This window comes from Streptomyces sp. CBMA29 (assembly GCF_014596445.1).
Taxonomy (GTDB): domain Bacteria; phylum Actinomycetota; class Actinomycetes; order Streptomycetales; family Streptomycetaceae; genus Actinacidiphila.
This window is the reverse complement of the sequence record NZ_MECL01000029.1, coordinates 1-26,347: the sequence shown is the minus strand read 5'-3', so window position 1 is coordinate 26,347 and position 26,347 is coordinate 1. Positions and strand designations below refer to the sequence as shown.

23 protein-coding genes are annotated in these 26,347 nt (G+C 71.7%); 13 read left to right on the top strand and 10 right to left on the bottom strand.

Features of this window, described 5'->3' with window-relative positions:
• Nucleotides 1-3: 3 nt before the first annotated feature.
• Both BGM09_RS04625 and BGM09_RS04620 read right to left on the bottom strand, forming a co-directional pair.
• Nucleotides 4-1,263, bottom strand: coding sequence for a methyltransferase (locus tag BGM09_RS04625; RefSeq protein WP_188280102.1), 1,260 nt, complete (start codon nt 1,261-1,263; stop codon nt 4-6).
• Between the two features lie 538 nt (nt 1,264-1,801).
• Nucleotides 1,802-2,536 (bottom strand): hypothetical protein, encoded by a 735-nt coding sequence (locus tag BGM09_RS04620; protein ID WP_188280101.1) that lies wholly within the window; start codon nt 2,534-2,536, stop codon nt 1,802-1,804.
• Between the two features lie 477 nt (nt 2,537-3,013).
• On the opposite strand from BGM09_RS04620, the gene BGM09_RS04615 reads away from it, so the two are divergent.
• The 8 genes from BGM09_RS04615 to BGM09_RS04580 all read left to right on the top strand — a co-directional run bounded on the left by BGM09_RS04615 (nt 3,014) and on the right by BGM09_RS04580 (nt 12,260).
• On the top strand, nt 3,014-4,753 hold the full coding sequence (locus tag BGM09_RS04615) for a fatty acyl-AMP ligase (protein WP_317452529.1): 1,740 nt from the start codon (nt 3,014-3,016) through the stop codon (nt 4,751-4,753).
• A 3-nt stretch (nt 4,754-4,756) separates the two neighbouring features.
• A complete protein-coding gene (locus BGM09_RS04610; protein WP_188280099.1) occupies nt 4,757-6,625 on the top strand; it encodes an acyl-CoA dehydrogenase family protein in 1,869 nt (622 codons plus the stop codon).
• A complete protein-coding gene (locus tag BGM09_RS04605; RefSeq protein ID WP_188280098.1) occupies nt 6,622-8,349 on the top strand; it encodes an acyl-CoA dehydrogenase in 1,728 nt (575 codons plus the stop codon). The genes BGM09_RS04610 and BGM09_RS04605 overlap by 4 nt, the downstream gene beginning before the upstream one ends.
• A 51-nt stretch (nt 8,350-8,400) precedes the next feature.
• Nucleotides 8,401-8,715, top strand: a complete 315-nt coding sequence (locus tag BGM09_RS04600; protein ID WP_188280097.1) for an acyl carrier protein — start codon at nt 8,401-8,403, stop codon at nt 8,713-8,715.
• A gap of 125 nt (nt 8,716-8,840) precedes the next feature.
• Nucleotides 8,841-9,200 (top strand): DoxX family protein, encoded by a 360-nt coding sequence (locus BGM09_RS04595; RefSeq protein WP_188280096.1) that lies wholly within the window; start codon nt 8,841-8,843, stop codon nt 9,198-9,200.
• 11 nt (nt 9,201-9,211) lie between these two features.
• Nucleotides 9,212-10,819, top strand: a complete 1,608-nt coding sequence (locus tag BGM09_RS04590; RefSeq protein WP_188280095.1) for an AMP-binding protein — start codon at nt 9,212-9,214, stop codon at nt 10,817-10,819.
• Nucleotides 10,816-11,682 (top strand): hypothetical protein, encoded by an 867-nt coding sequence (locus BGM09_RS04585; RefSeq protein WP_188280094.1) that lies wholly within the window; start codon nt 10,816-10,818, stop codon nt 11,680-11,682. Before BGM09_RS04590 ends, BGM09_RS04585 begins: the two co-directional genes overlap by 4 nt.
• Complete coding sequence (locus tag BGM09_RS04580; protein ID WP_188280093.1) at nt 11,679-12,260, top strand: hypothetical protein; 582 nt, start codon at nt 11,679-11,681, stop codon at nt 12,258-12,260. The genes BGM09_RS04585 and BGM09_RS04580 overlap by 4 nt, the downstream gene beginning before the upstream one ends.
• Here BGM09_RS04580 and BGM09_RS04575 read toward each other — a convergent pair.
• Both BGM09_RS04575 and BGM09_RS04570 read right to left on the bottom strand, forming a co-directional pair.
• Nucleotides 12,204-13,994 (bottom strand): sensor histidine kinase, encoded by a 1,791-nt coding sequence (locus tag BGM09_RS04575; protein ID WP_188280092.1) that lies wholly within the window; start codon nt 13,992-13,994, stop codon nt 12,204-12,206. The two genes, BGM09_RS04580 and BGM09_RS04575, sit on opposite strands and share 57 nt — an antisense overlap.
• Nucleotides 13,984-14,685 (bottom strand): response regulator transcription factor, encoded by a 702-nt coding sequence (locus BGM09_RS04570; RefSeq protein ID WP_188280091.1) that lies wholly within the window; start codon nt 14,683-14,685, stop codon nt 13,984-13,986. Before BGM09_RS04570 ends, BGM09_RS04575 begins: the two co-directional genes overlap by 11 nt.
• A 91-nt stretch (nt 14,686-14,776) precedes the next feature.
• Between BGM09_RS04570 and BGM09_RS04565 the strand changes: the two genes are divergently transcribed.
• Genes BGM09_RS04565 through BGM09_RS04550 form a run of 4 tightly spaced genes read left to right on the top strand, consistent with a single transcriptional unit; the run spans nt 14,777 to nt 18,711 of the window.
• Nucleotides 14,777-15,412 carry a hypothetical protein gene (locus tag BGM09_RS04565; RefSeq protein ID WP_188280090.1) on the top strand — a complete coding sequence of 212 codons (636 nt, stop codon included), beginning with the start codon at nt 14,777-14,779 and terminating at the stop codon, nt 15,410-15,412.
• A complete protein-coding gene (locus tag BGM09_RS04560) occupies nt 15,402-16,742 on the top strand; it encodes a hypothetical protein (RefSeq protein ID WP_188280089.1) in 1,341 nt (446 codons plus the stop codon). Before BGM09_RS04565 ends, BGM09_RS04560 begins: the two co-directional genes overlap by 11 nt.
• On the top strand, nt 16,739-17,467 hold the full coding sequence (locus BGM09_RS04555; protein WP_188280088.1) for an ABC transporter ATP-binding protein: 729 nt from the start codon (nt 16,739-16,741) through the stop codon (nt 17,465-17,467). The genes BGM09_RS04560 and BGM09_RS04555 overlap by 4 nt, the downstream gene beginning before the upstream one ends.
• A complete protein-coding gene (locus BGM09_RS04550) occupies nt 17,464-18,711 on the top strand; it encodes an ABC transporter permease (RefSeq protein WP_188280087.1) in 1,248 nt (415 codons plus the stop codon). The genes BGM09_RS04555 and BGM09_RS04550 overlap by 4 nt, the downstream gene beginning before the upstream one ends.
• Before the next feature lie 51 nt (nt 18,712-18,762).
• Here the strand turns inward: BGM09_RS04550 and BGM09_RS04545 are convergent, their stop codons facing one another.
• Nucleotides 18,763-19,332, bottom strand: coding sequence for a dihydrofolate reductase family protein (locus BGM09_RS04545; RefSeq protein ID WP_188280086.1), 570 nt, complete (start codon nt 19,330-19,332; stop codon nt 18,763-18,765).
• A 122-nt stretch (nt 19,333-19,454) separates the two neighbouring features.
• Between BGM09_RS04545 and BGM09_RS04540 the strand changes: the two genes are divergently transcribed.
• Nucleotides 19,455-20,261 (top strand): M15 family metallopeptidase, encoded by an 807-nt coding sequence (locus BGM09_RS04540; RefSeq protein WP_223186308.1) that lies wholly within the window; start codon nt 19,455-19,457, stop codon nt 20,259-20,261.
• Nucleotides 20,262-20,338: 77 nt separating this feature from the next.
• On the opposite strand, the gene BGM09_RS04535 is transcribed toward BGM09_RS04540, so the two are convergent.
• From BGM09_RS04535 to BGM09_RS04515, 5 genes are all read right to left on the bottom strand, one after another.
• Complete coding sequence (locus tag BGM09_RS04535; protein WP_188280085.1) at nt 20,339-21,931, bottom strand: DHA2 family efflux MFS transporter permease subunit; 1,593 nt, start codon at nt 21,929-21,931, stop codon at nt 20,339-20,341.
• Nucleotides 21,932-21,941: 10 nt separating this feature from the next.
• Nucleotides 21,942-22,484, bottom strand: coding sequence for a GbsR/MarR family transcriptional regulator (locus BGM09_RS04530; protein WP_188280084.1), 543 nt, complete (start codon nt 22,482-22,484; stop codon nt 21,942-21,944).
• Between the two features lie 68 nt (nt 22,485-22,552).
• Nucleotides 22,553-24,025 carry an FAD-dependent oxidoreductase gene (locus BGM09_RS04525; protein WP_188280083.1) on the bottom strand — a complete coding sequence of 491 codons (1,473 nt, stop codon included), beginning with the start codon at nt 24,023-24,025 and terminating at the stop codon, nt 22,553-22,555.
• A 151-nt stretch (nt 24,026-24,176) separates the two neighbouring features.
• A complete protein-coding gene (locus tag BGM09_RS04520; protein ID WP_188280082.1) occupies nt 24,177-24,950 on the bottom strand; it encodes a thioesterase II family protein in 774 nt (257 codons plus the stop codon).
• 208 nt (nt 24,951-25,158) lie between these two features.
• Nucleotides 25,159-26,347, bottom strand: a 1,189-nt coding sequence (locus BGM09_RS04515; RefSeq protein ID WP_188280081.1) for a thioesterase domain-containing protein, incomplete at its 5' end; no start/stop codon positions are given.

Sequence of the window (26,347 nt, the reverse complement as noted above, 5' to 3'; positions counted from 1 at the left end):
GGGTCAGGACTTGGCGGCGCGGAGGATCACGAATTTGGGGTCGGAGGCGACGATGTCGCAAGTGCCGAAGAGGCGGCGCAGGCGGAGGTGGTAGCCGAGGTGGCGGTTGCCGATGACCCAGAGTTCGCCGCCGGGGCGCAGGACGGTACGGGCGGCGGTGAACATCCGGCGGGCCGTGATGTCGGTGGTGACCTGGTGGGAGTGGAAGGGCGGGTTGAGGAGTACGAGGTCGGCGCTCTCGGCCGGGACGCCGGTCAGGCCGTCGGCGACCAGGAACTCCGCCTTGGTCGCGGGGTCGGCGTTGGCGCGGAAGGTGGCCTCGGCTGAGGCCACCGCCTGGTGCGACTCGTCGGCGAACAGCACGGCGGACTCGGGGTTGGCGAGCGCGGCGGCCGTACCGACGACGCCGTTGCCGCAGCCGAGGTCGACCACGCGGTCCGGGCCGTGCCGGACGGGGAGGTGCTGGAGCAGGAAGCGGGTGCCGATGTCGAGCCGCTCCGCGCAGAAGATACCCGCGTGGTTGGTGACCGTACGGCCGGAGACCGCGCCGATGCCGTCCGGCAGCGCGTAACCGATCGGCCACGGGCTGGCGGTACGGGCCCGGCCCGCGGCCGGGGCGCAGAAGATGAGCCGCGCCTTCTTCTCGGCCAGTGACGTACGCGTCGGTCCGAGGATCCGCTCGAAGAGGTTGAGCGTCGAGGTGTGGATCTCGGTGGTCATGCCGGTGCCGACCACGACGGTGCCCTCGTGCACGGCGGGCGCGAGGCGGTGGAGCTGGTCCTCCAGCAGCGCGAGGCTCTTGGGGACCCTGATCAGCAGGACGTCGATACGGTCCGGCGGGGTGTCGCGGGTGGACAGCAGCCGGACGCCGTCGGCCTCCTCCGGCGCGTTCCGCAGCAGATTCGCGCGGGTCGCCTCCTGCGCGAGGAAGGAGTCCGAGATCTGGGTGGGGCGGTGCGCGGCCAGGGCGGTGGTCAGCGCGCCCCAGCGGTCACCGACCACGACGACGGTCCCGGACAGGTCCACGGACCTGACGGCCGTACGCCCGTCGGCCGTGCCTTCCGCCCGAGTGTCGGCTCGGGCGTCGGGTCGCGTATCGGCTCGGGTATCGGCTCGGGCGTCGGGCCGTGTATCGGCTCGGGTGTCCGCGAGATGCCGTAGCGCGTACGCGTCGGCGGCGTCCCAGGCCCGCAGTTGGTCGCGCGGGTCCTGCGGGAAGCGAGTGAGGTCGAGGTCACCCCAGGGCGTCGTGAATCGGATCATGGTGCTCACAGGCTAACCGCTACGCCACCACTGAGCGGTCGGCCGGTGGCCGTCAGGCGTCGGACGGGGGTCGGGCCCGCGGTGGCGGCCCGCCTCGGCGTGCTCGTGGAGACGGCGGCGAACCGGCCGCGTCAGCGGTGACAAAGGAGCGGGACCCGGAGGCATGTCCAGCCCCCGGGCCCCTCGAAGTGCCGCCCCGTGCACACACCGGCGCACTTGAGGCCGCGGGTCAATCTGATGTCGACTCGTTCTACCGTTGAACTACCGGCCCGTGAAAGAGGACCAGACAGGATTTGAACCTGCACCTGACGACCTTGCCCGCGGCCGATCGATCCGGTGATCGGCGGCGACTGCTGAGTCTGGAGCGAGAGTCTGAGATTGATCGCGGTCTGCCTCTGCCATTTGGGCTACCCCCGCGGGTGGTGCGGGGTGAGGGACTCGAACCCCCACTGGAACCGCGTCGTTCACGACAAACTTCAGCTTCAGCTTTGCGCTCCTGGCGCACCCTCCGCGCTCCGGCGGAGGGGATCTAGGGTGGTCACTGCGCGAACAGGAACCCGAACACGGCCTCGCCGACGCGCCGGTCGGTGACCTCCGTGCCGTTGGCCTCCTCGCGGGCGAACTTCACCGCCTGCTGCAACTTCTCGACCCGGTCCAGCAGTTCGTTCACCCGGCGGGCGGGGAGCGCGCCGGAGAACTTCACCGTGGTCCAGTAACCGACCGCCACGTCCTCGTAGTACACCTCGACCTGGGCCGGGTGCTTCTCGGTGGCCTCGGCCTTCACATGGTTGCGCGGGACCTTCTTGGTGCGGATCGTCCGTACCGGCTCGGTCTTCCAGGCGTCCGTGGAGGCGTCCAGATTCCAGCCCTCGGCCGCGTCCAGCACCGGCAGCTTGCGCACGAAGGTGTTGAGGTCGGTGAGCTGCTTCTCCAGGAAGAGCAGATACGACACGGGCACATCGCTGACGACGGTGCGGCCGTCGACCGTGACATCGGCGCGCGCCTCGCAGTTGGCCCAGTCCTTGGTGGCGGTCACGTCGAAGAGCCGGGTGAGCACCGCGGCGGTGTCCCGCAGCACATTCTCGGCCTTGACCTGCACCCGAGTGGACTCGGGCGGCAATTGCTCGCCCTCCTCGTCCTTCGGCTGATAGCTCCGCGAGATCCCGGAAAGCAACGAGGGCTTCTGCACGTCGTGATGAGCGGCCGTCAGTTCCTGCTGCGCCTTGGACTTGACGCCCTTCTCGACTGCGATGATCTGGTTGAGTTTCGCCACCCACAGACCGTAACAGCGCGCCGACCACGCGTTCGACCGGTTTTACGGGGGCCGGGCTTCGAATGTCCCGCCCGGCCGCCGACTCCCGGCTCCCGGCTCCCGGCTCCCCCGCAGGTAACCTCACATTAAGGACGAAGTCCCTTTCGGAGCTTGGTCGTTACGGGCGCGCGCGCCTCGGGCGTCTGGTACTGTCACGACCGCCAGTCAGCCATAGGTCGGTCTTCAACGACGGATCTGACTGATGACACGGGGTAGGAATCAGAGCTCGGCGCAGTGCTTCCCGGGGATCCACGGGCCGAGCGATGTGAATTCGCAATAACTTCTTAGTGTCGTTGCGGCGATCGACCGCGCCCGAATACCGGGGTGCGCCGTCCGATCGCGACAACGTCTATTGGTCGCTGCCGGCTGGAGGTTCAGCCGTGGGCGAGATTGAGATCGGGGGCGATCTTGCGAAGGCCGAATCATTTCACCGAGCTTGTGCTGCGTCATGCCGCTGAACTGCCGGACAAGGACGCGTACTTCTTTCTGCCCGGCAGCACGCCGGGCGCTGTCGCACAACGGCTGACCTACGCGGCGCTGGACGCCGAGGCCAAGCGGATCGCCTCCTGGTTACAGGAACACGGCGCCGTCGCCGGACAAGTGCTCCTGCTCTACCCCTCGGGCCTGGACTTCGTCGCGGCCTTCGTCGGCTGCCTCTACGCGGGCTCGGTCGCGGTCCCCGCGCCGCTGCCCGGTGACCAGAACAACCAGGCCACCCGGCTCACGGGAATTCTGCGCGACGCCGAGGTCCGCGCGGTGCTCACCGACTCCGCCAACGAACCCGCAGTCAGCGCCTGGCTGCGCGAGTCGGGCGTGACCGGCGTCGCCGTCCTGGCCAGTGACGACCCCGCCCGGGGCGACGCGCGGGCGTGGAGCCGGCCTCAACTCACCGCCGATTCCCTGGCGTTCCTCCAGTACACCTCCGGCTCCACCAGCGAGCCCAAGGGCGTGATGGTCTCCCACGGGAATCTGATGGCCAATCAACTCGCCATCCAGCACGTCCTCGGCACCGACCAGGACAGCCGCATGGGGTGCTGGCTGCCCGCGTATCACGACATGGGTCTGATCGGGCACATACTCCACTCGCTGTACGTCGGCGGCTCGACCGCGCTGATGTCCCCGGTCTCCTTCCTCATGCGGCCGGTGCGCTGGTTGCAGATGATCAGCGAGTACGGCGTCGCCGTGAGCGGCAGCCCCAACTTCGGCTACGACCTGTGCCTGCGCCGGGTCACCGACGAGCAGTTGGCCACCTTGGACCTGAGCAAGTGGCGGCACGCCTCCAACGGAGCCGAGCCGATCAGGGCGGAGACGGTGCGCGCGTTCGCCGAGCGCTTCGCGCCCGCGGGCTTCCGGCCCGAGTCCGTCAGCCCCTGCTACGGCATGGCCGAGACCACACTGCTGATCTCCGGCGTACGGGCGGACCAGAACCCCGTCTTCCGTACCGTGGACGCGGCGGCCCTGGAGCAGGGGCGGCTGCGCGAAGCCCCGCGAGGCGGCGGCACCCGCGACCTGGTCGGCAGCGGCGTGGTCGACCCGGCCGACTTCAGCGTGAAGATCGTCGATCCGGACGAGCGCTCCGAGCGACCAGAAGGCGGCGTCGGCGAGATCTGGGTCAAGGGCGCCAGCGTCTCGTCGGGGTACTGGAAGCGTCCCGACACCAACGCCGAGATCTTCGACGCCGCGATCGTGTCGGCGGCGGGCACCGACCCGGGCTGGCTGCGTACCGGCGACCTGGGCGTAATGGACGCGGGCCAGCTCTACGTGACCGGCCGCCTGAAGGAAATGATCCTGATCAACGGGCGGAACATCTACCCGCACGACGTCGAGCGCGAGGTGCAGTCCCTGCACCCGGCCTTCCGCGGCGGCGCCGGAGCGGCCTTCTCGGTGGACGACGGTGAGGAACACCTGGTGCTGGTACAGGAGTTCCGCCGCGGCGCCGCGCAGGACCCGGCGGAGCTGTGCGCCGAGGTGCGCGCCCGCGTCCGCCGCGAATTCCAGGCCAGTTGCAGTGTGCTGCTGGTCCGCCCGGCCACGGTGCGCAAGACCACCAGCGGCAAGATCCAGCGCACGTTGATGCGGTCGCTGCTGCTGGAGGACCGGCTGGGCGCGGTCCACCAGGACCTCGACAGACAGGTGGCCAACCTCGTGGCCGGGCCGCTGGTCACTTCGGCGGGCTGAGCCGTGGACCACACACCTCACCGCCTCGCCGAGCGGCTGGAATGGCATCTCGGCGATCCGACGGAGCCGGGCACGCTCTTCAGCCACGCCCGCAGCCTGGAACTGGACGAGCGCGAGGAGTTCCCCGGCGCGCTCTGCGACCTGCTGGACGGGCTCGGCCTGCACGAGTTCTACGTCCCCGCCGTCCATGGCGGCCGACTGACGGACTACGAGCAGTTGGTGCAGCTCATGCGCACGGTGGCGCGCCGCGACCTGACGGTGGCCATCGCGCACGGCAAGACGTATCTGGGCGCGGTGTGCGTCTGGGTGAACGGCTCGGCGGAGCAGTCCCGTCGGCTCGGTGCGGCCATCGCCTCCCGGCTGCCGGTCGCACTCGCGCTGACCGAGCGCGCCCACGGCAGTGACCTGCTGGCGGGCGAGGTCGTCGCGGAGCCGTCCGCCGGGACACCGGCCATCGGTACGGGATCCGCCGGGACGCCAGCCACCGGCTATCTGCTCAGCGGCGAGAAGTGGCTGATCAACAACGCCACGCGCGGCGCGCTGCTGTCCGTGCTCTGCCGTACCGATCCGGCGGGCGGCCCCCGTGGCTACTCCGTCCTGCTGGTGGACAAGCGCGCCTTGCCCGCCGGCGCCTACCGCCACCTGGACAAGGTGCGTACGCACGGCATCCGCGGCGCGGACATCTCCGGAATCGCCTTCGACCGGGCCCGGGTCCCCGCCGACGCCGTGGTCGGTGAGGTGGGGGGCGGCCTGGAGACGGTGCTCAAGGCGCTTCAGTTGACGCGCACCATGTGCGCGGCGCTCTCCCTGGGCGCCGCCGACCACGCGCTCGCGCTCGGCCTCGACTTCGCGGCCGAACGCCGCCTGTACGGCCGGTCGTTGATCGAACTGCCGCAGGCGCGCAGGACCCTGGCGGAGAGCGCGGCCGACGTGCTGGCCGACGAGGCGCTGACGCTGGTCGTGGCCCGCGCGGTGCAGACCCTCCCGGCGGAGCTCTCGGTCGTCTCCGCGGTCACCAAGTACCTGGTGCCGACCCGTACCGAGGCGGTCGTCACCGCGCTGACCCGGCTGCTCGGCGCCCGCGCCTTCCTCAAGGACGTGTACGCGGGCGGCCGGTTCCAGAAGGTGGACAGGGACCACCGGATCGTCGGCCTCTTCGACGGCAACACCCTGGTCAACCTCAACTCGCTGATCAGCCAGTTCCGTTCGCTGGTCCGGGCCCACGAGCGCGGCACCGGGGACGTGCCCGGAGCGGTCACCGCGTTCCGCCTGTCCGCGCCGCTGCCCGCCGTCGCCGTCGACCGGCTCTCGCTGATCGCCCGCCACGGCAGCGGTGTCCTGGCCGCGCTGCCCGACTGCGTCGAGGAGTTGCGCGGCCTCGCCGCGCGCGATCGCGCGGTCGAGCCCGCCCTGCGCGCCGCACGGCGGCTGTTGACCGTGGTGGACGAGGTGCACGCGGAGATGGCCGGGCTCCAGGACGCGCAGGCCGCGACGCCGCCGGCCGCCTTCGAGGCCGCCCGCCGCTTCGCGCTGTGCTTCGCCGGAGCGGCCTGCGTCGGCCTGTGGACGCACAGCCACGTCGAGGCGGAGGCGGGCGCGACGGGTCACCTGTGGCGGGACGCCCTGTGGCTGCGGGCCGCCCTCGCACGGCTGCTGACCGCGCTGGACGTGCCCGACGCGGCGGACCCCGAGGCGCTGGACGACGTGCTCGACGCGGCGGGCGCCCTGCACGCGGAGGGACGGCTGATCTCGCTGCTGCCGTTGTCGCTGCGCCCGGACGGCACCGTACGGAAGGCCGGCCGGACCGCCGCGACCGGCCACGCGCCGACACCGGCACCCCCCTCCGCGGCGGCAGTGGGGAGCGCGTCATGACGGACGGTCAGGAAGCGCGCGTGGCGGCCCGGGTCGCCGAACTCAGCGCCGCCTTCGGCGATCCCGCTGACCCGGCCAACCCGGTCGGCGACGCACGGCTGTTGGAGGCCGACGAGGCCGGGGAACTGTCGGCGGACGGCGAGAAGCTGCTGGACGCGTTCGGCCTCAACGCCGAGTTCGTGCCCACGGCGCTCGGCGGCCGGCTGGAGCGGATCGACTCGCTGGCGCGGGTGCTGCGCGAGGTGTTCCGGCGGGACGTGGCACTCGGACTCGGCTACGGCGTCACGTCGTTCATGGCCGCGGTCAACGTGTGGACCGCGGGCGACGAACGGCAGCGGACCCGGCTGGCGGAGATCCTGCTGGGCGGCGGCCGGGTCTCCGTGGCGTACCACGAACTCGCGCACGGCAACGACTTCCTGCGCAACGAGTTCGAGGCGCGGGTGCGGCCCGACGGCTCGTTCCTGCTGCACGGCGCCAAGCAGGTCGTCAACAACGCCGAACGGGCCCAGGCGTGGCTGCTGTTCAGCCGCACCGACCCTGCGCCGGGGCCGCGCAGCCACTCGGTGCTGATGGTCGAGCGCGCCGAGGTGGCGCGCGAGCGGCTGACCGTACTGCCCCGCTACGGCACCGTCGGCGTACGCGGCTGCCTGCTGTCCGGCCTGGACTTCGACCGGGCACCGGTCCCGGAGCACGCGCTCGTCGGGCAGTTGGGGCACGGCGCCGACGTGGCCCTGCGCTCCTTCCAGCTCACCCGCAGCGCGCTGCCGGGAATGGCGCTGGGCGCCGCGGACACGGCGCTGCGCACGGTGGTGTCCTTCACGCGGGGACGGCGCCTCTACAAGGGGACGGTGGCCGGGATACCGCAGGCGCGGGCCACGCTCGGCGGCGCGTTCCTCGATCTGCTCATCAGCGACTGCCTCTGCCTGGTCGGGACCCGCGCCGTGCACCTGCTGCCGGACGAGGCGAGCGTCTACGCCTCGGCGGTGAAGTACCTGGTGCCGACGCTGCTGGGCGAGGCCGTCCACGATCTCTCGGTCGTGCTGGGCGCCCGGTTCTACCTGCGCGACGGGGAGTTCGGCGTCTTCCAGAAGCACCTGAGGGACCTGCCGGTGCTCAGCCTGGGCCACGCGGGCGCGGCGGCGTGCCAGGCGACGATCATCCCGCAGTTGCCGCGGCTGGCCCGGCGCTCCTGGTTCAGGACGGAACCGGCCCCCGACACGCTGTTCGACCCGCGCGCCGACCTGCCGGGGATTCCGTTCGACCGGCTCGCCCTGACCGGCGACCGGGACGGCCTGAGCGCGTCGCTGGTCGCCGCCGCGGACACGGCGCCGGACGGCACCCCGCATGAGGCGGCCGTGCGCGCGCTGGCGCTGCACCTCACCGACGAACTGCGCCTGATCCAGGCGGAGAGCCTCGCGCTCGCGCCGCTGGACCGCACCGCGCTGGCCTCCCCCGCGAGTTTCGCCCTGTCGGACCGCTACGCGGTGGTGCTGGCGGGCGCCGCGGTGCTCGGCGTGTGGCGCCGGGCGCGGGAGCGGGGCGGGGATCCCTTCCTCGCCGACCCGGCCTGGGCCGCCCCGTCCCTCGACCGGCTCGTGCGGCGACTCGGCCGCCGTCCCGCCGAGCTGCCACCCGACTGCGCCGGGCGGGTGTGGGAGGAGTTGCTGCGCCGCCACACCGAGCGCCGCGGTTTCGATCTCTACGACACCGCCCTGGCCGGTTGACGGCGCCCGCCGCCCCGTACCAAGAACCCCTGCTCGGATCTGGAGGAACCCGTGACCGACACGACTACCGGCAGTTCGGCGCCCCGCCCCGACAGCACACCGCGGCCGCACACGGCCGAGTCGCTGGCCGGGTGGCTGGTCGGCCACGTCGCCGCCTACACCCGGCTGTCCGCCGACGAGATCGATCCGACCGCGCCGCTGACCGACTACGGCCTCGACTCCGTGGCGGCGCTCAGCCTCTGCGGTGACATCGAGGACGAGTTCGACCTGGTCGTCGAGCCCACGGTGGCCTGGGACCACAGGACCGTCGACGCGCTCGTGGCGTACCTGCTCGACGCACTCGGGCCGCGGTCGGAACCGGCCTGACGCGTAGACCGGCCGCCGCGTACCCGGCGGTCGCCCGCCCGAAGCCACGACCGACCGAATCCACCACGCCTGCCCCCCCGCCCCCCGCACCAGCAGTTGCCGACCGAATCCAAAGGAAAACGAGAATGCACCTCAGCCCCAGCCCGTCGTGGCCGCAGATCGTGCTCGCGGTACTGCTGGCCTCCGATGTCCTGATGTCCCTGCGCCCGCCGAAGTTCATCCAGGTCTGCCTCGACGGCGTCAACCTGCCGCGGGACTGGTGGTGGGTGCTGATCGTCGTCAAGACCCTCGCCATCGTGGGCCTGTTGGTGGGCATCAAGCACGACGGCATCGGCTTCGCCGCGAACGTCGGCGTGATCGTCTACTTCCTGTGCGCGTCGTTCGCGCACATCCGGGCGCGTTTCCTGAAGCAGGAGTTCTGGGTCAACTGCCTCGGGTTCCTGGCCATCGCCGTCGCCGCCTTCATCGTCTCGTTCGCGGTCTGAGGAGGCGTCCGGTGAAGAAGCCGCCGAAGAACCTGGGTCTGCTGTTCGACTGGCACGTCGAGCAGTCACGCACCACCGAGCTGATCCTGGACCGGCCGTTCGACATCGCCCCCGAGGGCGGCGCGGACTACGACGCCGCCGCGCTGGCCGAACTGGTGCGGGAGGCGTCGGCCTGGCTGTACGAGGCCGGCGCGCGCAAGGGCGACCGGATCGCGGTCGTCAAGCGCAATCACTTCGACATGATTCTGCTGGCCGCCGCCGCGGCGCGGATCGGCGCCACCGCGGCGACGATCTCGGGGGCCAACTACCCGGAGCACCTGGCGGTGATGCTCAAGCGGCTCGACCCCTCGGTCACCGTGATCGCCTCGTACGTACTGGAGGCGGCCGATCGCGCCGGGGTGGACCTGCGGTCGTTCGGCACCACCGTGCTGATCGACGGCGCCGACGCGGGAGCCGGTCTGCTCACGATCGACGGGCTGCGGGGCAGCGCCGTCCCGGCTCTCGATCCGCGGGCCGACAGCGAGCCGATGATGATCACGCACACCTCGGGCACCACGAACACGCCGAAGCTCGTCGCGCACACCGCAGACTCCTGCCGGGCCGGCACCCGGCTGGAGCTCCTGCCGATGCCGCTCGCCGTCAACGGCCAGAAGGACATCGCGCTCAGCTCCATATCGTTCGCGCACTCGCGGGCCTACGCCTGGGCCATGGCGCAGCTCCGGTGGGCGCCGAAGGCGCTGGTCATCGCCAGCAGCCACGAGGCCGACGACGTCGAGCGGGTGCTCGACCGGGCCCGGCCGACGACGATCGAGGCCACCCCGAACGTCTTCCAGCGCTGGGTGCCGCTGGTACGGCGCAGGCCGGAGCTGTTCGCGCGGGTCCGGTACTACATGAACACCTTCGACCTGATGCACCCCTCCATCGCCCGGCCGTTCGTGAACGCCTCCGAGCGCAGGTTCGTGCTGTGGGGGCACAGTTGGGGCCAGAGCGAGGTCGGCCCGATGGCCGGCTTCGGCTACACCCGCGGCCAGATCAACCGCCGTGCGGCCGCCGGGGGGAACATGAACATGATGGGCAACCCCTGGCCGGGGCTGGTGAGCGTCAAGGCCGCGGACCCCGAGACCGGCGAGCCGGTCAAGCGCGGCGAGGTCGGCGTGCTGTTCGCGAAGGCCAAGTCGATCTGCGTCGACTACGTCGGCGAGACCGACCGCTACGCGGAGAAGTGGAAGGGCTCCTGGTGGAACACCGGTGACGTCGGCCACCGGGACGCCCTCGGCCGGATCCACTTCGTGGACCGCGCGGTGGACGCCATTCCGGGCGGGAGCGCCACGGGGCTGGAGAGCGAACTGCTGGACCGGATCGACAACGCCGTCGAGGTGATCGTCCTGACCCGCGGCGACCAGAGTCCCGTCCCCGTCGTCAGCCTCGACGGACCGGACCTCACCGCCGAGGAGTGGGCCGAGGTGACGCGCGGTCTGGCGCCGCTCGCGGATCCGGTGTTCATCCCCTGGGACCGCCTTCCGCGGACGTCCACGTGGAAGGTGCGCCGTAAGGAACTGCGCTCGATGGTGTTCGGGGAAAGCGCCGACGACACCGTACTGGAGGAGCGATTCACGTGACAGCGACGCGCGATCCGTACGGCACCGCCCTGGAGTCGGTGCTGCGGACCGTCCCGTACAACAGCGGGACGGAATACCTGCACTGGTACCACAAGAGCGCGCCCGACCCGCGGCACGGGCTGGCGTGCATCTACCAGACGCTCTACGTGGCGGAGCGCGCGACGGCGCTCGGCGCGCCCGAGGCCAACATCCTCCAGGATCTCCGGCACATAGCGGCGGTCTTCGAGACCGGCGGCGACGTCGTGGTGCTCGACCCGTACCTCCTGCACCTGACGCCGATCCGCTTCCCCGCGCAGGAGGTCGCGGCCGGGCACTCGTCGGTCGAGGTCGATGCCGCGCCGGTCCGGCTGGACGCCCGGGGCGGGCGGCGCCCCGGCCGGCTCGCGGCGGTGTACCGGTCCTCCGACCACGGCTACCGGATTCGGCTGAGCTACTCCAAGTACAGCGTGGAGAAGGACACGTACGTCCTGAGCAGGCACTTCACGCTGCGCTCGGAGAACGAGTTCGTGTACGCCGACTTCTCGTCCGACATGCTGGGGCTGCTCACCCACCCCGAGCAGAACAGCGTGTCGATCCGGGCGCTGGTGGCCGGGGCGGAGGTGACCGCCGAGGCGATCATCCCGTTGAAGGGCTTCGCCGACCGCGAGTTCTCGGCCGCCGACATCTGGCTGCGGTCCGGCCAGGGCGTGGCGTGCCGCAACGGCGACGGCGTACCCGCCTCGGCGGTCTGGGCGGACCTGGAGCGCAGTACGGACCTGGGGCGCGCGGACATCGAGGAGCATCTGGTGTCGGCCGCGCAGGTCTATCAGAAGATCGCCGATCACCGGACGGACCTGCCGGGCTACTCCTTGCAGGACGCATGACGAATCGGGAGCGCATGGAACTTCGGCGCGTTTTCATCGCCGGCACGATCCAGGGGGCCAACGCCGGTCTGCGGATCGACGACCAGGGCTATCGCGAGCAGATCGCGGTTCTGGTGCGGGCGCGTTTCCCCGAGGCGGAGTGCTTCGACCCGAGCGCCGGGGTCACCCGTCAGCTCGCCGACCCGACGACGATGTCGGTGATCGGCGAGCTGATCGGCGACGTTCCCCCGGTGCTCGACCTCGGGTCGCTGCCCGCCGAACTGGCCGCGCTGCGCGCCACGTTCAACGAGATGACCCGGGAGGCGGCGAAGTGCGACCTGTGCGTCGCCTTCCTGCCGGGCCGCACGCTCAGCATGGGCACCGCCATGGAGATGCAGGCCGCGTTCTCGGCCGGTGTGCCGGTCGTGGCGGTGACCTCGCTGGTCGACAACCTCGCCGTGATGTCGGTGTCGTCGTGGGTCGCCCGTGACCTGGACGCGCTCGCGGGACTCCTCGACGGACTGCGGGAGACGAGCGTGCCGCTACCGGGGCAGGGTCACGGCGAAGACCGTGCCCTGGCCGGGGACGCTGCTGGCTGAGACCGTACCGCCGTGGGCTTCGGTGAGGTGCCGGACGATGGCCAGGCCCAGGCCGCTGCCGCCGGTCCTGCGGCTGCGGGACTTGTCGGCGCGCCAGAAGCGGTCGAAGACGTGGGGAAGGTCGGCGGCGTCGATACCGGTGCCGGTGTCGGCGACCTCGATCACGACCCGGTCGCCCTCGCGGCGGCAGCGCAGCGTGACGCTGCCGCCGGGAGGGGTGTGCCGGATGGCGTTCGACAGGAGGTTGCCGATCACCTGGCGCAGGCGCAGAGGGTCGGCGCGGAGCATGGGGTCGCCTTCGGTGCGGGCGGTGAGGGTGACCCGGGCGGCTTCGGCGAGACCCCGGTGGGCGGCGGCCGACTGATCGAGGAGGTCACGCGGGCGCAGGAGTTCGGGGTGCAGTCTGAACCGGCCCGCGTCGGCCTGCGCGAGATGCTGGAGGTCGTCGACGATGTGCTGGAGCAGCAGGGCTTCCTCCAGCAGCGAGTCGATGAACGCCTCGTCGGAGTCGGCCAGTCCGTCCTGCGCCGCTTCGAGCCAGCCGCGGATCGTACTGAGCGGGGTGCGCAGTTCGTGGGCGACGTCGCTGACCATGGCCTTGCGCTGGTCCTCGACGCGTTCGCGCCGTTCGGAGAGGTCGTTGAACGCGGCGGCGAGACGTCCGATCTCGTCGTTGGTGGTCACCGGTACCCGCGAGCGCTGCTGCGCCGGGCCGCGGGCGGCGGCGGTCAGCGCCCGCAGCGGTCGCACCAGCCGGGTGCCGACGGTGACGGTGACGGCCACGGTGAGCAGGAGTACGAGGGCGGCGACGCCCGCGACCCGGACCGTGTTGGCCGGGGAGAGGCGGAAGCCGGGTGTGGCCGAACCGCTCTGGGCGGTGACGAACAGCAGCGCGGGAGCGGCGACGTGCGGGGCGAGTTGCTCGCGCCGGGCGGTGTCGACGCAGCGCTGTACAGCCTTCTGGCCGCTCGCGCCGGGTGCGAAGCTGAGATCGACCGTCACCGGGGCCAGGTGCTGGCGCTTGAGGCAGTCGCCGACCAGGGCGTTGAGCTGATCGAGCGCGCGGCTCTCGGTGCGGGTGGGGATGTCGAGCACGTACAGCCCGCACGACGCACCGGTCTTCTCCCGGGACGAGTTGCTGCCGCCTATGACGAGGGAGGGCCGGCCGCTCGACGTCTCGGCCACTGGGGCCGGGGCGCCTATGATGTTGCGCAGGCACGCTTGCAGCGTCGCCACGCGGCCGAGGAGTTCCGCGCGCTCGGCTTCCGGCAGCCGGTACGGGCCGACCGCTCGCGGGTCGATACCGTCCGCCGTGACGCCGGGCACCAGCGTCGGGTCGGCGCGCAGCGGGTCGACCAGCGCCGAGGCACGGGCGGGGAGCGTGGCGCCGGAGACGGCTGCCGATACGGACCCGGACGCGGCGATGGGCCGACGGTCCTGGGTGGTCAGGGTGATGTGCCGCTTGTCCTGCTCTGCCAGCCGGTCCAGGGTCGGCCGGACCGCCGACCAGTCGGTGTGAGCGGCGGCGTACCCGATGAGCGTGTTGTAGATCCGGGCGTCGCCCGCGAGGACTTGTCCCTGCTCCTGTTCGATGGCGCTGGTGGCGGTGCGCGCGGCGAGCCACGCGGTGGCGGCGACCGAGCACACCGCGATGGTGATCGACGCGGCCAGCAGCCGGACCAGCAGGCTCCGGTGCAGCGGCACTCGGCCGCCGCCCCCGGCGTCAGCGCGCACGGGTGCCGTCCGTGAGGCAGTAACCGACGCCGAACACCGTCCGCAGATAGACCGGGTCGCGGGGAACCGGCTCGATCTTCTTGCGCAGGTTCAGGACGTGCACGTCGATGGTGCGCTCGGTGATGTAGCGGTTGTCGCCGCGTGTGCTGACCAGGAGCTGGCGCCGGGTGAAGACCCGTTCCGGCTCGGCGGCCATGGTGGCGAGGACGTCGAACTCGCCCGGCGTGCAGGCCACCCGTCGGCCGTCGATCTCCACCGTGCGGCGGACGGGGTCGAGGGCGAGCGCGCCGATCCGCAGCACCGGGTCCTCCGCCGCCGCGGTGGCCGCGCGGGTCCGCCGCAGCAGCGTCCTGATCCTGGCCATCAGCTCGCGGGGGCTGTACGGCTTGGTCAGGTAGTCGTCGGCGCCGAGGTCCAGGCCGAGCAGCAGGTCGTCCTCGGTGCTGCGGGCGGTCAGCATCAGCACCGGCACATCGCTCTCGCGCCGCAGGATGCGACAGACGTCGAGGCCGTCGACGACGGGCATCATCACGTCGAGGACCAGCAGGTCGGGCGGGTGACGACGCACCTCGTCGAGCGCGGCCCGCCCGTCGTGGACGAGTCGGGCGGTGTGGCCCTCGCGCTCCAGATAGCGGCGGATCACCTCCGCCTGTTTTGGGTCGTCCTCGGCCACGAGGATCCGGGCTTTCATGACAGTGACACTAGATCGGCGATTCGAGGTCAGACGACTTTCTGACTGCGTCCTGACAGGATCGTCATATCTGCGGGCCATGGTCTGCGCCATGTCGAACTACTTCAGCCGGGCGTGGTCGGAACCCGGTCGCGGATCGTCGCACGCTTCCCGGCCGTTCCACACCCGTACTCCCCGAGCCGCCCTCATCGCCTGTCTCGGCGCGGCCTCGCTGGCCGTCCTCACCGGATGCGGGGGCGGAGGCGGCGGAGGCGGAGGCGGCGGCAGTGACACCGGCGGCAAGAGCGATGTCGCCTCGATCGGCAGCCCGTCGGCGAACGGCGGCAGCGGTGGCTCCTCGGCGGGAAAGAGCGCCAACCCCGACGCGGGCCGCCCGCAGATCCGGCTGGACAGCACCCAGAACGAGATCAACCGCATGTACGACGCCTGGCTCGCGTGCATGACGGAGAACGGGGCGCCGAAAGACAAGACGCTGAACAAGCCGGATTCCCCCTGGATCGTGAAATGCCAGGGAAAGCAGCCGCTCGACCCGCCGGAATTTGACCCGGCGAAGAATCCGCATTTCATGGACGACACCCGCGCCATGGTGCAATGCATGAACAAACACGGCATCAAAAGCGTGGTCACGCAGGAGGGTTGGGGCCTGGTCGACGGAGCCAGCATGAGCGTTCCCGGCTTCGAGCAGGTCCAGAACACCTGTCAGGTGGAGGCGTTCGGTGACAAGTGACGACACCGGGCCCGCCCGTTCCTCGCGCCGACGGCGGGCGGGAGACACCGCCGGGGGCGGACCGTCGCTCAGCCGACGGCGGACGATCCTCAGGGCGGTCGCCCTGGGAGCGGTAGCGACGGGCGCGCTGGGTGCCATCGCGTGGCAGGGCCGCGCCGGGAAAACCGGCACCCCGGTGGACAGCGGGTCGCGGGTCGCGACCGCCGCCGTGGTCAGGACCGACCTGTCGAACTCCCAGACGCTGAAGGGGACGCTCGGCTACGGCCGCCCGAGGGCGGTGAAGGGCGGCAAGCCCGGTCTGGTCACCTGGCTGCCGACGACCGGGGTCACGGTCCGGCGCGGCGAGCCGCTGTACCGGGTGGACAACGTGCCGGTCTCCGTCTTCTACGGCGGTACCCCGCTCTACCGGACGCTGTCGGCCAGGGGCACCACCGGGCCGGACGTGAAGACGGTGGCCGACAATCTCGGCGCGCTCGGTTACGACATCGGCGCACAGCCCTCGGTCGGCACGTGGGTCACCCAGCACGCGGTCGCGCAGGACGGCGGTACGGGCGCCGCGGGTGCGGCAGGCGGTGCGGGCGGCGCTTCGAGCGGTGCTTCGGACGGTACGGGTACGGCGACCGGGCGGCCGGGCGCCTCGGCGGGTGGCAGCGCGCCCACGACCCCGGCGGCCGTCCAGGTCAAGCGCGGCGACAAGGTGCTGACCAGCGACCTCATCGCCGCCGTCAAGCGGTGGCAGACGGCGGCCGGTCTGCCGTCCACCGGTGTGCTGGGCGTCGGCGACCTGGCGGTGCTGCCCGGTGCCGTACGGGTGGACGGGGTGCAGGCTCAGCTCGCCGACCCGGCCGACGGGACCTTGATGACGGTGACGTCGACCGCCAAGTCGGTGTCGGTCGCGGTGGCACCGGACGACGCGGGTTCGATGAAGCGGGGCGACTCGGTGACGGTGGCTCTCCCCGACAGTTCCACCGCCGAGGGCACGATCGCCTCCATCAGCACCAGCGTCCAGCTCAGCGAGGGCGGGGCCGGGGACGGCGGTGTCGGCGGCCCCGGTCAGACCGAGTTGACCGTGAGCATCACGGTGGGCGACACGGCCGCGGTGCGTCGGTTGAACTCCGCGCCGGTGGACGTGCGGTTCACCTCCGAGACCCGCAAGGGTGTGCTGGCCGTGCCTGTCGGCGCGCTGCTGGCGCTCAGCGAGGGCGGCTACGCGGTCCAACTGCCGGGCGGCCGGCTGGTCCCGGTCAGAACCGGGATGTTCTCCAAGGGCATGGTGGAGATCAGCGGCAGCGGCATCAGCGAGGGCACCAAGGTGGTGACGACCTCATGAGCGGCCGGGCGGAACAGGGGGCCGTCCTCGCGGTGCGCGGCGCGAGCATGGTGTACCCCGGCGGAGTCACCGCGCTCGACGACGTCTCGCTCACCGTCGAGCGGGGCGAACTGCTCGGCATCGTCGGCCCGTCCGGCTCGGGGAAGTCGACCCTGCTGAACATCATGGGCACGCTGGACCGGCCGACGAGCGGCACGGTGGAGATCGGCGGGCAGAACGTCGCGGAACTCTCCGACCGCAGGCTGTCGGCGCTGCGCGGCCGTCAACTCGGCTTCGTCTTCCAGCAGTTCCACCTCACCGAGGGGCTGACCGCCGCCGAGAACGTCGCCACCGGCCTGCTGTACGCGGGGGTGCCGCGCGCCAAGCGCAGGCCGCTGGCGCTGCGGGCGCTGGAACGGGTGGGTCTCGGCCGCCGCGCCCGGCACCTGCCGCACCAGCTCTCCGGTGGCGAGCGGCAGCGGGTGGCCATCGCCCGCGCCCTGGTGAACCAGCCCGTCCTGGTCCTCGCGGACGAGCCCACGGGCGCGCTGGACACCGCCAACGGCATCGCCGTACTGGAGTTGCTGACCGCGCTGAACCGCGAGGGGACCACCATCGCCGTCATCACCCACGACCGGGACATCGCGGACCGGCTGCCCCGCCGGGTCGAGGTCCGCGACGGCCGCGTCCTGTCCGATGTGCGCACCGGCGTACTGCCCGACGCCCTTACGGAGAGCCGGTCATGACCCTCACACCAACGCGGCCGGCCGGCGCCGCCGCGGCCGACGGGGCCGCCGACAGCAGGCCGGTACGGCTGGCGCCGCTGGACATCCTGAGCCTGGGGCTGCTGGGCATCAGGACCCGGAAGATGCGGGCGGCGCTGTCCGCGCTCGGCATCTCGATCGGGATCGCCACCCTGATCGTCGTCACCGGGATACCGGCGTCCAGCCAGAAGGACCTGATGACCAAGCTCTCGGCGATGGGCACCAACATGCTTCAGGCGGTGCCCGCCCGCCAGGACCCGCCGGTGCTGCTGCCGCCGGAGTCGGTGGACATGGCCGCGCGGATCGGACCGGTCACGGTGGCCAGCGCGGTCGCGAACACTCACGCCGAGGTCTACCGCAACGACCGTTCCCTGGCGAGCGACTACACCGGTATGGCCGTCCTGGCCAGCAAGAACAATCTGCTCCAGGCGGTCAACGGCACCGTGAGATCCGGCCGGTTCCTCAGCGCGGACAACGAGAGGTTCCCCACCGCCGTCCTCGGCTCGGCCGCCGCGACCAGTCTCGGCATTCCGAAGGTCGCCGCGGGGCAGCCCGCCCCGCAGATCTCCATCGACCGCCACTGGTTCACGGTGGTCGGCGTCCTCGACAAGACCCCCCTCTCGCCGGACATCGACCGCTCGGTCCTGGTCGGCTGGGACGCCGCGCGCAGCGTGCTGAAATTCGACGGCCACCCCACCGTGATCTTCCTCAAGGCACAGGAGTCGCAGATCGAGGCCGTACGCGACGTGCTGCCCTCGACCGTCAACCCCGAACTGCCCGGCGTGGTCCAGGTCAGCCGCCCGTCGGACGCGCTGGCCGCCAAGCGCGCCACCGAGAGCACCTTCTCTGCGCTCTTCCTCGGGCTCGCGGGGGTCGCCCTTCTCGTCGGCGGCATCGGAGTGGCCAACACCATGGTCATCTCGGTCCTGGAACGCCGCCGGGAGATCGGCCTGCGCCGCGCTCTGGGCGCCAACCGGGGCCAGATACGCGGCCAGTTCCTCACCGAGTCCGTTGTCCTGTCGGGGCTCGGCGGCCTGACCGGCACCGTTCTCGGCGCCCTGGCCACCGTCGCCTACGCCGCTCATCAGGGCTGGCAGCCGGTCGTGCCGCTCGGCTCGGTGATCGCCGGCTTCGGCGGCGCGATCCTGATCGGCATGCTCGCGGGGGTCTACCCCTCCGTCCGCGCCGCCCGTCTCACGCCCACCGAAGCCCTGTCGACGCCGTAGCCGTACAACGCCCCGCGCGGGACGCGGCTCACGCCCTGCGCGGGAGCCTGCTCACGCCCGGCGCGCCACGCGGTAGCGCTGGTAGAGGACGCTGGAGCTGAACGCGCGGGTCTCGACGAGTTCGAGGTCCACCCGGTGCTCGTCCCGGGGGAAGAACGGGACGCCGCCGCCGACGAGTACCGGGTAGACCCGGGCCCGGTACTCGTCGATCAGGCCCGCCGCGGCGGCCTGGGCGGCGAGCGTCGCGCCGCCGATCGCGATGTTGCCCTCCCCCGGCTCGCCCCGCAGCCGTTCGATCTCCCCCGTCAGGTCGCCGGAGGCCAGCCGGGCATGACCCTCCACCGCGGACAGCGTGGTGGAGAACACCACCTTGGGCAGCGGCTTCCAGAGCGCGGCCCATTCGCGTTGGGCGGCGTCCAGCGGCGGATCGTGGTCGGCGGTCTCCCAGTACAGCATCGTCTCGTACAGCCGCCGTCCCAGCAGGTAGACGTCGAGTTGTCGGATCTCGTCGATCCAGGAGCGAAAGACGTCCGGGTCCGGCTCCGTCCAGTTGAAGTCGCCGTCCGGCCCTACGATGTAACCGTCGAGTGAGACGTTCATCGAATAGGTCACCTTGCGCATGAGAAGTCCTCCTCCGTTACGAATTCGAAAGTCACGACCCGATATTTCGACATACCCCACGCGATTGCCGAAGAGTCTCGCATCATTGATCGGCTCGTATGCAGGCTGGTATACCTTCACGCATGTCACGCACCGCACAATCCATGACGCCGCGCGCGCTTTTACTCGCGCTGGTCACCATAGCGTCGACCCTGGTCCTCTCAGCCCCCGCGGCGGTCGCGGACGAGGTGAAGGCACCGGCCGGGTTCGTCGCCCTCAGCTCGGTCGACCACTCGATCATCCAGGAAATTCGTTACGCCACCCCGCACGACTTCGTCGGAGCGCCGGTGGACGGTTACGTCCAGCCGATGTGCGTTCTCACCCGCCCGGCGGCACTGGCACTCCACAAGGTCCAGCGCGCACTGCTGAAAACCGGGTATTCGCTGAAGGTCTACGACTGCTACCGCCCCCAGCGCGCCGTCGACCACTTCGTGCGCTGGGCGGAGGATCTGAAGGACCAGAAAATGAAGGGTGAGTTCTACCCGGACGAGAACAAGGCCGATCTGTTCACCGACGGCTACATCGCGGCGAAGTCCGGCCACAGCCGGGGCAGCACGATGGACCTCACCATCGTCAGGCTCCCGGCCGCCAAGACCCGCGCCTACGTCCCCGGCGAGCCGCTGACCCCGTGCTACGGCGTCCGGGCCGACCGCTTCCCCGACAACTCGATCGACATGGGGACCGGCTTCGACTGCTTCGACACCCTCGCGAACACCCTGGACCCGCGGATCACCGGCGTCCAACTGGCCAACCGGCTGACCCTCAAGAACGCGATGGAAGCCGCCGGTTTCACCAACCTGCCGGTCGAGTGGTGGCACTACACCCTCGACAACGAGCCCTACCCGGACACCTACTTCGACTTCCCCATCGCGTGGTCGTCGCTGAGCTGATCCCTGAGCCGGGGCCCGGCCGCCGCCCCTTGAGGGCTCGGCGGCGGGCCAATCCGGTGGACAACAGGCGTCAGGCGTCAGGCGAGGGAGCCGGAGGCGCGGCCGGGCGGCGGGCCGCCCGGGTCTCCGCCCTCGGAGGCGGCGGACGCCGCCGTGTCGTCGCCGTCCTGCGGCAGGGCGGCGCGCTTGGGCAGGAACACCAGGGCCAGGACGGCCGCGACGACGACGATGACGCCGCAGGCCAGCAGCACGGTGTGCATCGCGATGACGAACGCGTCGCGGACGGCGTCGAGAACGGTCTGGCTCTTGAGCTTGGCCGCCACGGCGACGCCCGCCGCGGGGCTGCGACCGGCGGCGTCCTGGATCTGCTGGGGCGACTGCCCGAGGTCCAGATGGCCGCGGTACGTGGTGTTGGCCGCGGAGCCGAGCACGGCCACGCCGATCGCGCCGCCGACCTGCCGTACCGCCTGGGTGAACGCCGACCCGACGCCGCTGCGTTCCTTGGACAGCGAGTTGAGGGCCGCCGCCATCGTCCGGGTCAGGGACATGCCGAGTCCGGCGCCGATGATCGTGAGCCAGATGGCGATGAACCCGTAGCCGGAGGTGGTCGAGGTGGCCATGCCGATGAACAGGCCGACGCCCATCAGCACGAAACCGAGCGCCGGAACGGCGCGCGGACCGAGCTGCGCGGGCAGCTTGTTGATGACACTGGCGCCGACCAGCAGGCCGCCGATCAGCGGCAGCAGTCGCAGGCCGGTGCCGAGCGCGTCGGTCCCGAGCACCGCCTGGTAGTACTGCGGGAGGGCGAAGATCAGGCCGAACATCGCGAAGCTGACGACGGTGGCGAGGACCGAGCCCCACACGAAGCCGCGGCTGCGGAACAGTTCGAGGTCCACCAGCGGGCTGCCGCCCGCGGCGGTGACCCGGCGCTCCCAGAAGGTGAACAGCACCAGGGCCAGGGCGCCGCCGACGATCGCCAGCACCACCACCGTGTCGCCCCAGCCGCGTACACCGGCCTCGATCGTGCCGTAGGTGATCGCCGTCAGGCCGAGGCTGGAGATCAGGACGCCCACGTAGTCGATGCCGATGCCCGCGTTGCCGCGGGACTCGGGGACCAGTTTCGCGACCGCGAAGCTGCCGAGCGCCACGAGCGGCACGTTGACCAGGAAGACCGAGCCCCACCAGAAGTGGTTGAGCAGCGCGCCGCCGACGATCGGGCCGAGCGGCAGGCCGAGCATGGTGGAGATCGCCACGACCGTGATGGCCTTGGTGCGCTCCTCCTCGCTCTCGAAGATGTTGAGCAGCACCGATGTGCTCAGCGGCACGAGGAAGGCGCCCGCCAGGCCCAACAACGCGCGGGAGGCGATCAGTTCGGTCGCCGTGCTGGAGTAGGCGCAGGCGAGCGAGGCGACGCCGAACAGGATCAGCGCGGCGAGCAGGAATTTCTTGCGGCCGTATTTGTCACCCAGCAGGCCCGCGGGCAGCAGGACCGCGGCCAGGACCAGCGTGAAACTGTCGACGATCCACTGGAGTTGGCTGGTCGAGGCGCCGAGGTCACTGCTGATCGTGGGGACGGCGACGTTGAGGATGGTCGAGTCGACGCCGACGGCCAGCAGGCTTAACCCGATCGCCCCGAGTGCCCACCATTTCCTGGTCTCCGTGCTGCTCATTCCGCCGCTCCTAGGTCTCGGGGACATCGGCCGGGCCGTCGGTGTTCACCGCGTCCCAGCGCTTCCACATGGGGTCGGCCTCGGAGTCGAGCCACGCGAACAGCCGGTGGGCCGCCCGCACGCGCCCGGCCCGTTCCGAGTCCTCCGGGAACAGCGCCAGCCCCTCGCCGGTGATGTCCACGAAGGACGTCAGACTCTCCAGCCGTCGTTTGAGCACGCCCGACCAGGCGTCCTCGGTGATCTGGTAGTAGGTCGAGCGCTGACCGGCCCGGGTGACGGCCTGCACCATCCGCGCCTCGGTCAGCAGTTTCAGCGTGGTGGTCAGGGACGCCCGGCTGGCCTGGACCGCCTGCGCGATCTGCGCGGGGGTCTGGGCCGGCGGCTCGCTGACCATGAGCCAGGCCACCGTCCGCCCCATGATCGGCGGCCATCCGGCCTGGCTCATGAACCAGGACGTGACGCGTTCCATCCACGCCTCGACGTCCGGGCCCGGCCTCGACTCCCCGCCCTGGCCGAGGGGTTGGGGTGTGGGGTCAGGATCCGGACCGGTCATGTCTGCCATCGTACGGAACCTTCTCGTTGTTGCTGTACCCGCTACTCGTTTCAGTCATCAATGTAACGTCAAGATACGGCTTCCGCACGGTCGTCGGCGGTCACGGCGCGCCACTCGGCGGCGGACAGGGTGGGTTCCGCGGGTGCGACCGTGCCGACGACGGCGGCGAGCGCGGCCTGGACGTCCGGCGCGCCGAGCGCGTCGGCCTCGCCCGACAGGGTGTTGACCAGCAGCGCGGCGGAGCAGACGACGGGGTCGAGCAGCGCCGCCTCGCCGATCGTGTCGGCCTGGCGGCGGCGTTCGGCGGCGTAACGGGTCAGCCGCGGGTCCTCGGACCTGGTCTGCACGTCGGGGTAGCAGACGTCCTGCGACGTGGCGAGTATCCAGGGCGTGTCGACGACCGCGCCGACCGCGCGCTGCACGGCCTGCGCCGCGCCGGGGACCAGGCCGCCGCACTCGGTCAGCGTCCGGTCGAGTGCGGCGGCGGCCAGAGCGGCGCTGCTCATGCCGTGTCCGTAGACCGGGTTGAACGCGGCGACGGCGTCGCCGACGACCGCGAGCCCGTCGGGCCAGCGCACCAAGCGTTCGTAGAAGAGCCGACGGTTGGCGGTCGAACGGGACGCCTGCACGGGGGTCAACGGCTCCGCGTGGCGCAGCAGTTGGGAGATCAGCGGGTGGCGCAGGGAGTCCAGGTAGTCGCCGAACCCCGCTTCGCTGCCGGGCGGTTCGGCGCCGCGGGTCCCGGAGAGGGTGACCATCCAGCGTCCCCGCTCGATCGGCAGCAGGATGCCGTTGCGGCCCGGCACCCCGGCGCGGTGGTCGGCGTAGACGCTGACCAGCGGGAAAGGTCCGCGGGCGCCCTCGGGTGCGGCGAAGATCCGGGTGGCGTAGGCCATGCCGGAGTCGATGACGTCCTCCTGGACCGGCGGCAGGCCCAGCACGCCGAGCCAGCGCTTCATCGGGGAGCCGCGGCCGGTGGCGTCCACGACGATGTCCGCCTCGACGACCGACATCCCGCCGCCGGTACGCGGCTTGTAGGTGACGCCGGTGATCCGGTCGGCGTCGCCGCGCAGGCCGATGATGTCGGTGTCGGCGAGCACGGTGATCCGCTTGTCGCGCAGCGCCTGGTCCCGCACGGTCCAGTCGAGCAGCGGCCGGCTTGCCGCGATCATGAACTGCGTCTCGGGCATGCGCTGTTGCCAGCCGTAGGCGGTGAGCGAGACCAGGTCCTCGGGCAGCCGAATCCGGTGGGCGCCGTCGGCGAGCAGCCGGTCTACGGTGCCGGGCAGCAGCGATTCCATGAGCCGCGCGCCGCCGGACCACAGGACGTGCGTGTGCTTGGCCTGCGGGACACCACGGCGCGGGTCGGGCCCCTCGGGCAGCCGGTCCCGGTCCAGCACCGTGACGGTGTCGACGTGGCGCAGCAGCGCGACGGCCGCCAGCATTCCGGCCATGCCCGCGCCGAGCACGACGGCGCGGCCTCCGGCGACGGGTCCGGTGGGTCCGCTGGGTCCCGTGGGCCGCGTGGATGTTCCGACCATGGTGTCCTCTCACGTTCCTTTCCTGATGGATGCCCTGGGGTACGGCTCCGGGCGGGGTCCTCGGCCGGGCCTCATGCCGGGGCCTCGGACCGGGCCGGTCGTCGCGCGTACGGGCGGCGGTCGGGGTCCGCGGCCGGGCCGGGCGGCCGGCTCATGAGGCGGGGACCCGGCCGAGGCAGGCGGCGACGGCCGTGGCCACGGCGGGCCACTGCTCGGCCAGGTAGAAGTGGCCGCCGGGAAAGCGCCGGAAGGACGTCCCGCCCGTGGTCTCCCGGCGCCAGCCCTCGGCGTCCGCACCGCGCGCCCAGGGGTCGTCCTCGCCGAGGAACACGCTGATCGGGCAGCGCAGCGGTACGCCGGGACGGTAGGCGAAGGCGTCCAGCGCCCGGTAGTCACCGCGCAGCACCGGCAGCACCATGGCGAGTATCCCGGGGTCCGCGAGCAGTGCGCCCTCGGTGCCGCTCAACGCGGTGAGGTCGGCGACGAGTTCGGCGTCGCTGCGGCGGCCGAGGTGTGCGTTGCGGTGCACGGCGGGCGCTCCCCGCCCGGAGGCGATCAGCGCCACGGGGCGGGTCCTGCCGCCCGCCTCCAGGCGGCGGGCCACTTCCCAGCCGACCAGGGCGCCCATGCTGTGCCCGAAGAGCGCCAGCTCAGCGGTGTCGGGGAGGTGCCCGAGCGCGTCGGCGACGGCGTCGGCGAGGCGTCCGATGTCCTCGGTGCAGGGCTCGTTGCGCCGTTCCTGCCGCCCGGGGTACTGGGCGGCCAGCACCTCCACGCCCGGCGGCATGTGCGCGCTCAGCGGCTTGAAGAAGGTCGCCGATCCCCCGGCGTGCGGCAGGCAGACGAGCTGCACCGCGCCGGGACCGGGCGCCGCGGGCGTGTAACGGGTGATCCACGGACCGGTGTTCAGGTCCCAGGCGGTCATGGTTTCCTCCTCAGCGCCGCCGGGCCGGTTCGGCGACGACGGATGGAGCGGTGGGCGTACGGGGCGGATGCCGGGTCCGGCCAGGTCTCCCGTGGCGCGCGCACGGGGCCTGCGCGCCGGATCGGGACCCGGGTGGCGCCCCGCGTACCGGATCGGGACCCGGGCGCGGCGTCGGCAGGAGGTCTTTCCGGCCGGCGCCGCGGGCGTGTCAGTCGGGGTCGAGGGCAGACAGCCAGTCGTCCACGGCCGCCGCCGTGGCGGCGGCGTGCTCGGCCTCGATCATCGAGAAGTGGTCGCCCGGCACGTCGACGGTGTCGTGCGGCAGCGCCCAGTCGACCCGCCAGCCCTCGGCCGCACCGCCCTGGTGGCCGCCGATGGGTTCGCTCGCCCGTACCAGCAGCGTGGGCGCGGCGAGGGTGTCGAGGCCGTAGTCGAACCCGGCGTAGCGGGCGCGGGCGGTCAGCCATGCCTCGCCCGCGTCGTCGGCGGAGGTCTCCACGACCTCCCGGCGCTCGCGCAGCGAGTTCTGCAAGGTGTCCGTCCAGTCGGCGCCGAGCCCGTGCCCGCCGCCCCAGGTCGGTGTGTCGATGAGTACGAGTCCGGCCGGGGCGTGGCCGTCCGCCGCCAGCCGGGCCGCGGTGACGGCGGCGATGTTGCCGCCGCCGGAGTATCCGAGGACCGCGAACCGCCGTCCCCCGGCGGCCTGTTGGGCCGCCTGCGCCAGCGCCTCGGTCAACGCGTCGACGCAGAAGGGCAGTTCCTCGCCGGACACGAAGCCGGGCAGGCCCACGACGGTGGTGGCGCGCCGTCCGCCGAGGCCGGCGGCGAACCGCGCGTACTGGTGGAAGTTCTGCCGCCAGATGAAGGTCGGGAAGCAGATCAGCAGCGGCTCGTCCGGGCCGTCGGCGAGCTTCACCGTCCGCAGGGGGCGGGTCAGTTCGGCGGTGGTGGTGAACTGGGCGCGGTAGTCGGCGAACCGGGCGAGCAGGTCGTGCGCCTCCTCGCCCCGGCCGAGTTCCACGGCGCGTTCGAACAGGCCGCTCAGGCCCTCGGCGGAGCGCACGGCGGGCGCCGCCGGTGCGGGCGATCCCGTGGCGGTGTCGCCGAGTTCGCGGTCGAGGTGGGCGGCGAGCGCGTCGACGCTGGCGTGGTCGAAGACCAGGGTGCTGGGCAGCGCGATGCCGGTGACGGCGCTGAGCGTGGTGGACAGTTCGACGGCGGACAGCGAGTCGAAGCCGAGGGTGGACAGTTCGCGGTCCGGGTCGACGTGCTCGCCCGACGGGTGACCGAGCACCCGGGCGACCTGGAGCCGTACCACGCCCAGCAGTTCGGCCGGCCGCTCGTCGGGGCCGAGCCCGGCGAGCCGCACGCGGAAGGTGCCGGACTCCTGCTGCGCC

Coding starts and splice junctions, on each gene's coding strand:
- BGM09_RS04555 (WP_188280088.1), top strand. CDS start 16,739: ATGAGCGGCCGGGCGGAACAGGGGGCCGTCCTCGCGGTGCGCGGCGCG.
- BGM09_RS04520 (WP_188280082.1), bottom strand. CDS start 24,950: ATGACCGCCTGGGACCTGAACACCGGTCCGTGGATCACCCGTTACACG.
- BGM09_RS04605 (WP_188280098.1), top strand. CDS start 6,622: ATGACGGACGGTCAGGAAGCGCGCGTGGCGGCCCGGGTCGCCGAACTC.
- BGM09_RS04535 (WP_188280085.1), bottom strand. CDS start 21,931: ATGAGCAGCACGGAGACCAGGAAATGGTGGGCACTCGGGGCGATCGGG.
- BGM09_RS04540 (WP_223186308.1), top strand. CDS start 19,455: ATGTCACGCACCGCACAATCCATGACGCCGCGCGCGCTTTTACTCGCG.
- BGM09_RS04525 (WP_188280083.1), bottom strand. CDS start 24,025: ATGGTCGGAACATCCACGCGGCCCACGGGACCCAGCGGACCCACCGGA.
- BGM09_RS04530 (WP_188280084.1), bottom strand. CDS start 22,484: ATGACCGGTCCGGATCCTGACCCCACACCCCAACCCCTCGGCCAGGGC.
- BGM09_RS04550 (WP_188280087.1), top strand. CDS start 17,464: ATGACCCTCACACCAACGCGGCCGGCCGGCGCCGCCGCGGCCGACGGG.
- BGM09_RS04570 (WP_188280091.1), bottom strand. CDS start 14,685: ATGAAAGCCCGGATCCTCGTGGCCGAGGACGACCCAAAACAGGCGGAG.
- BGM09_RS04595 (WP_188280096.1), top strand. CDS start 8,841: ATGCACCTCAGCCCCAGCCCGTCGTGGCCGCAGATCGTGCTCGCGGTA.
- BGM09_RS04545 (WP_188280086.1), bottom strand. CDS start 19,332: ATGCGCAAGGTGACCTATTCGATGAACGTCTCACTCGACGGTTACATC.
- BGM09_RS04625 (WP_188280102.1), bottom strand. CDS start 1,263: ATGATCCGATTCACGACGCCCTGGGGTGACCTCGACCTCACTCGCTTC.
- BGM09_RS04580 (WP_188280093.1), top strand. CDS start 11,679: ATGACGAATCGGGAGCGCATGGAACTTCGGCGCGTTTTCATCGCCGGC.
- BGM09_RS04565 (WP_188280090.1), top strand. CDS start 14,777: ATGTCGAACTACTTCAGCCGGGCGTGGTCGGAACCCGGTCGCGGATCG.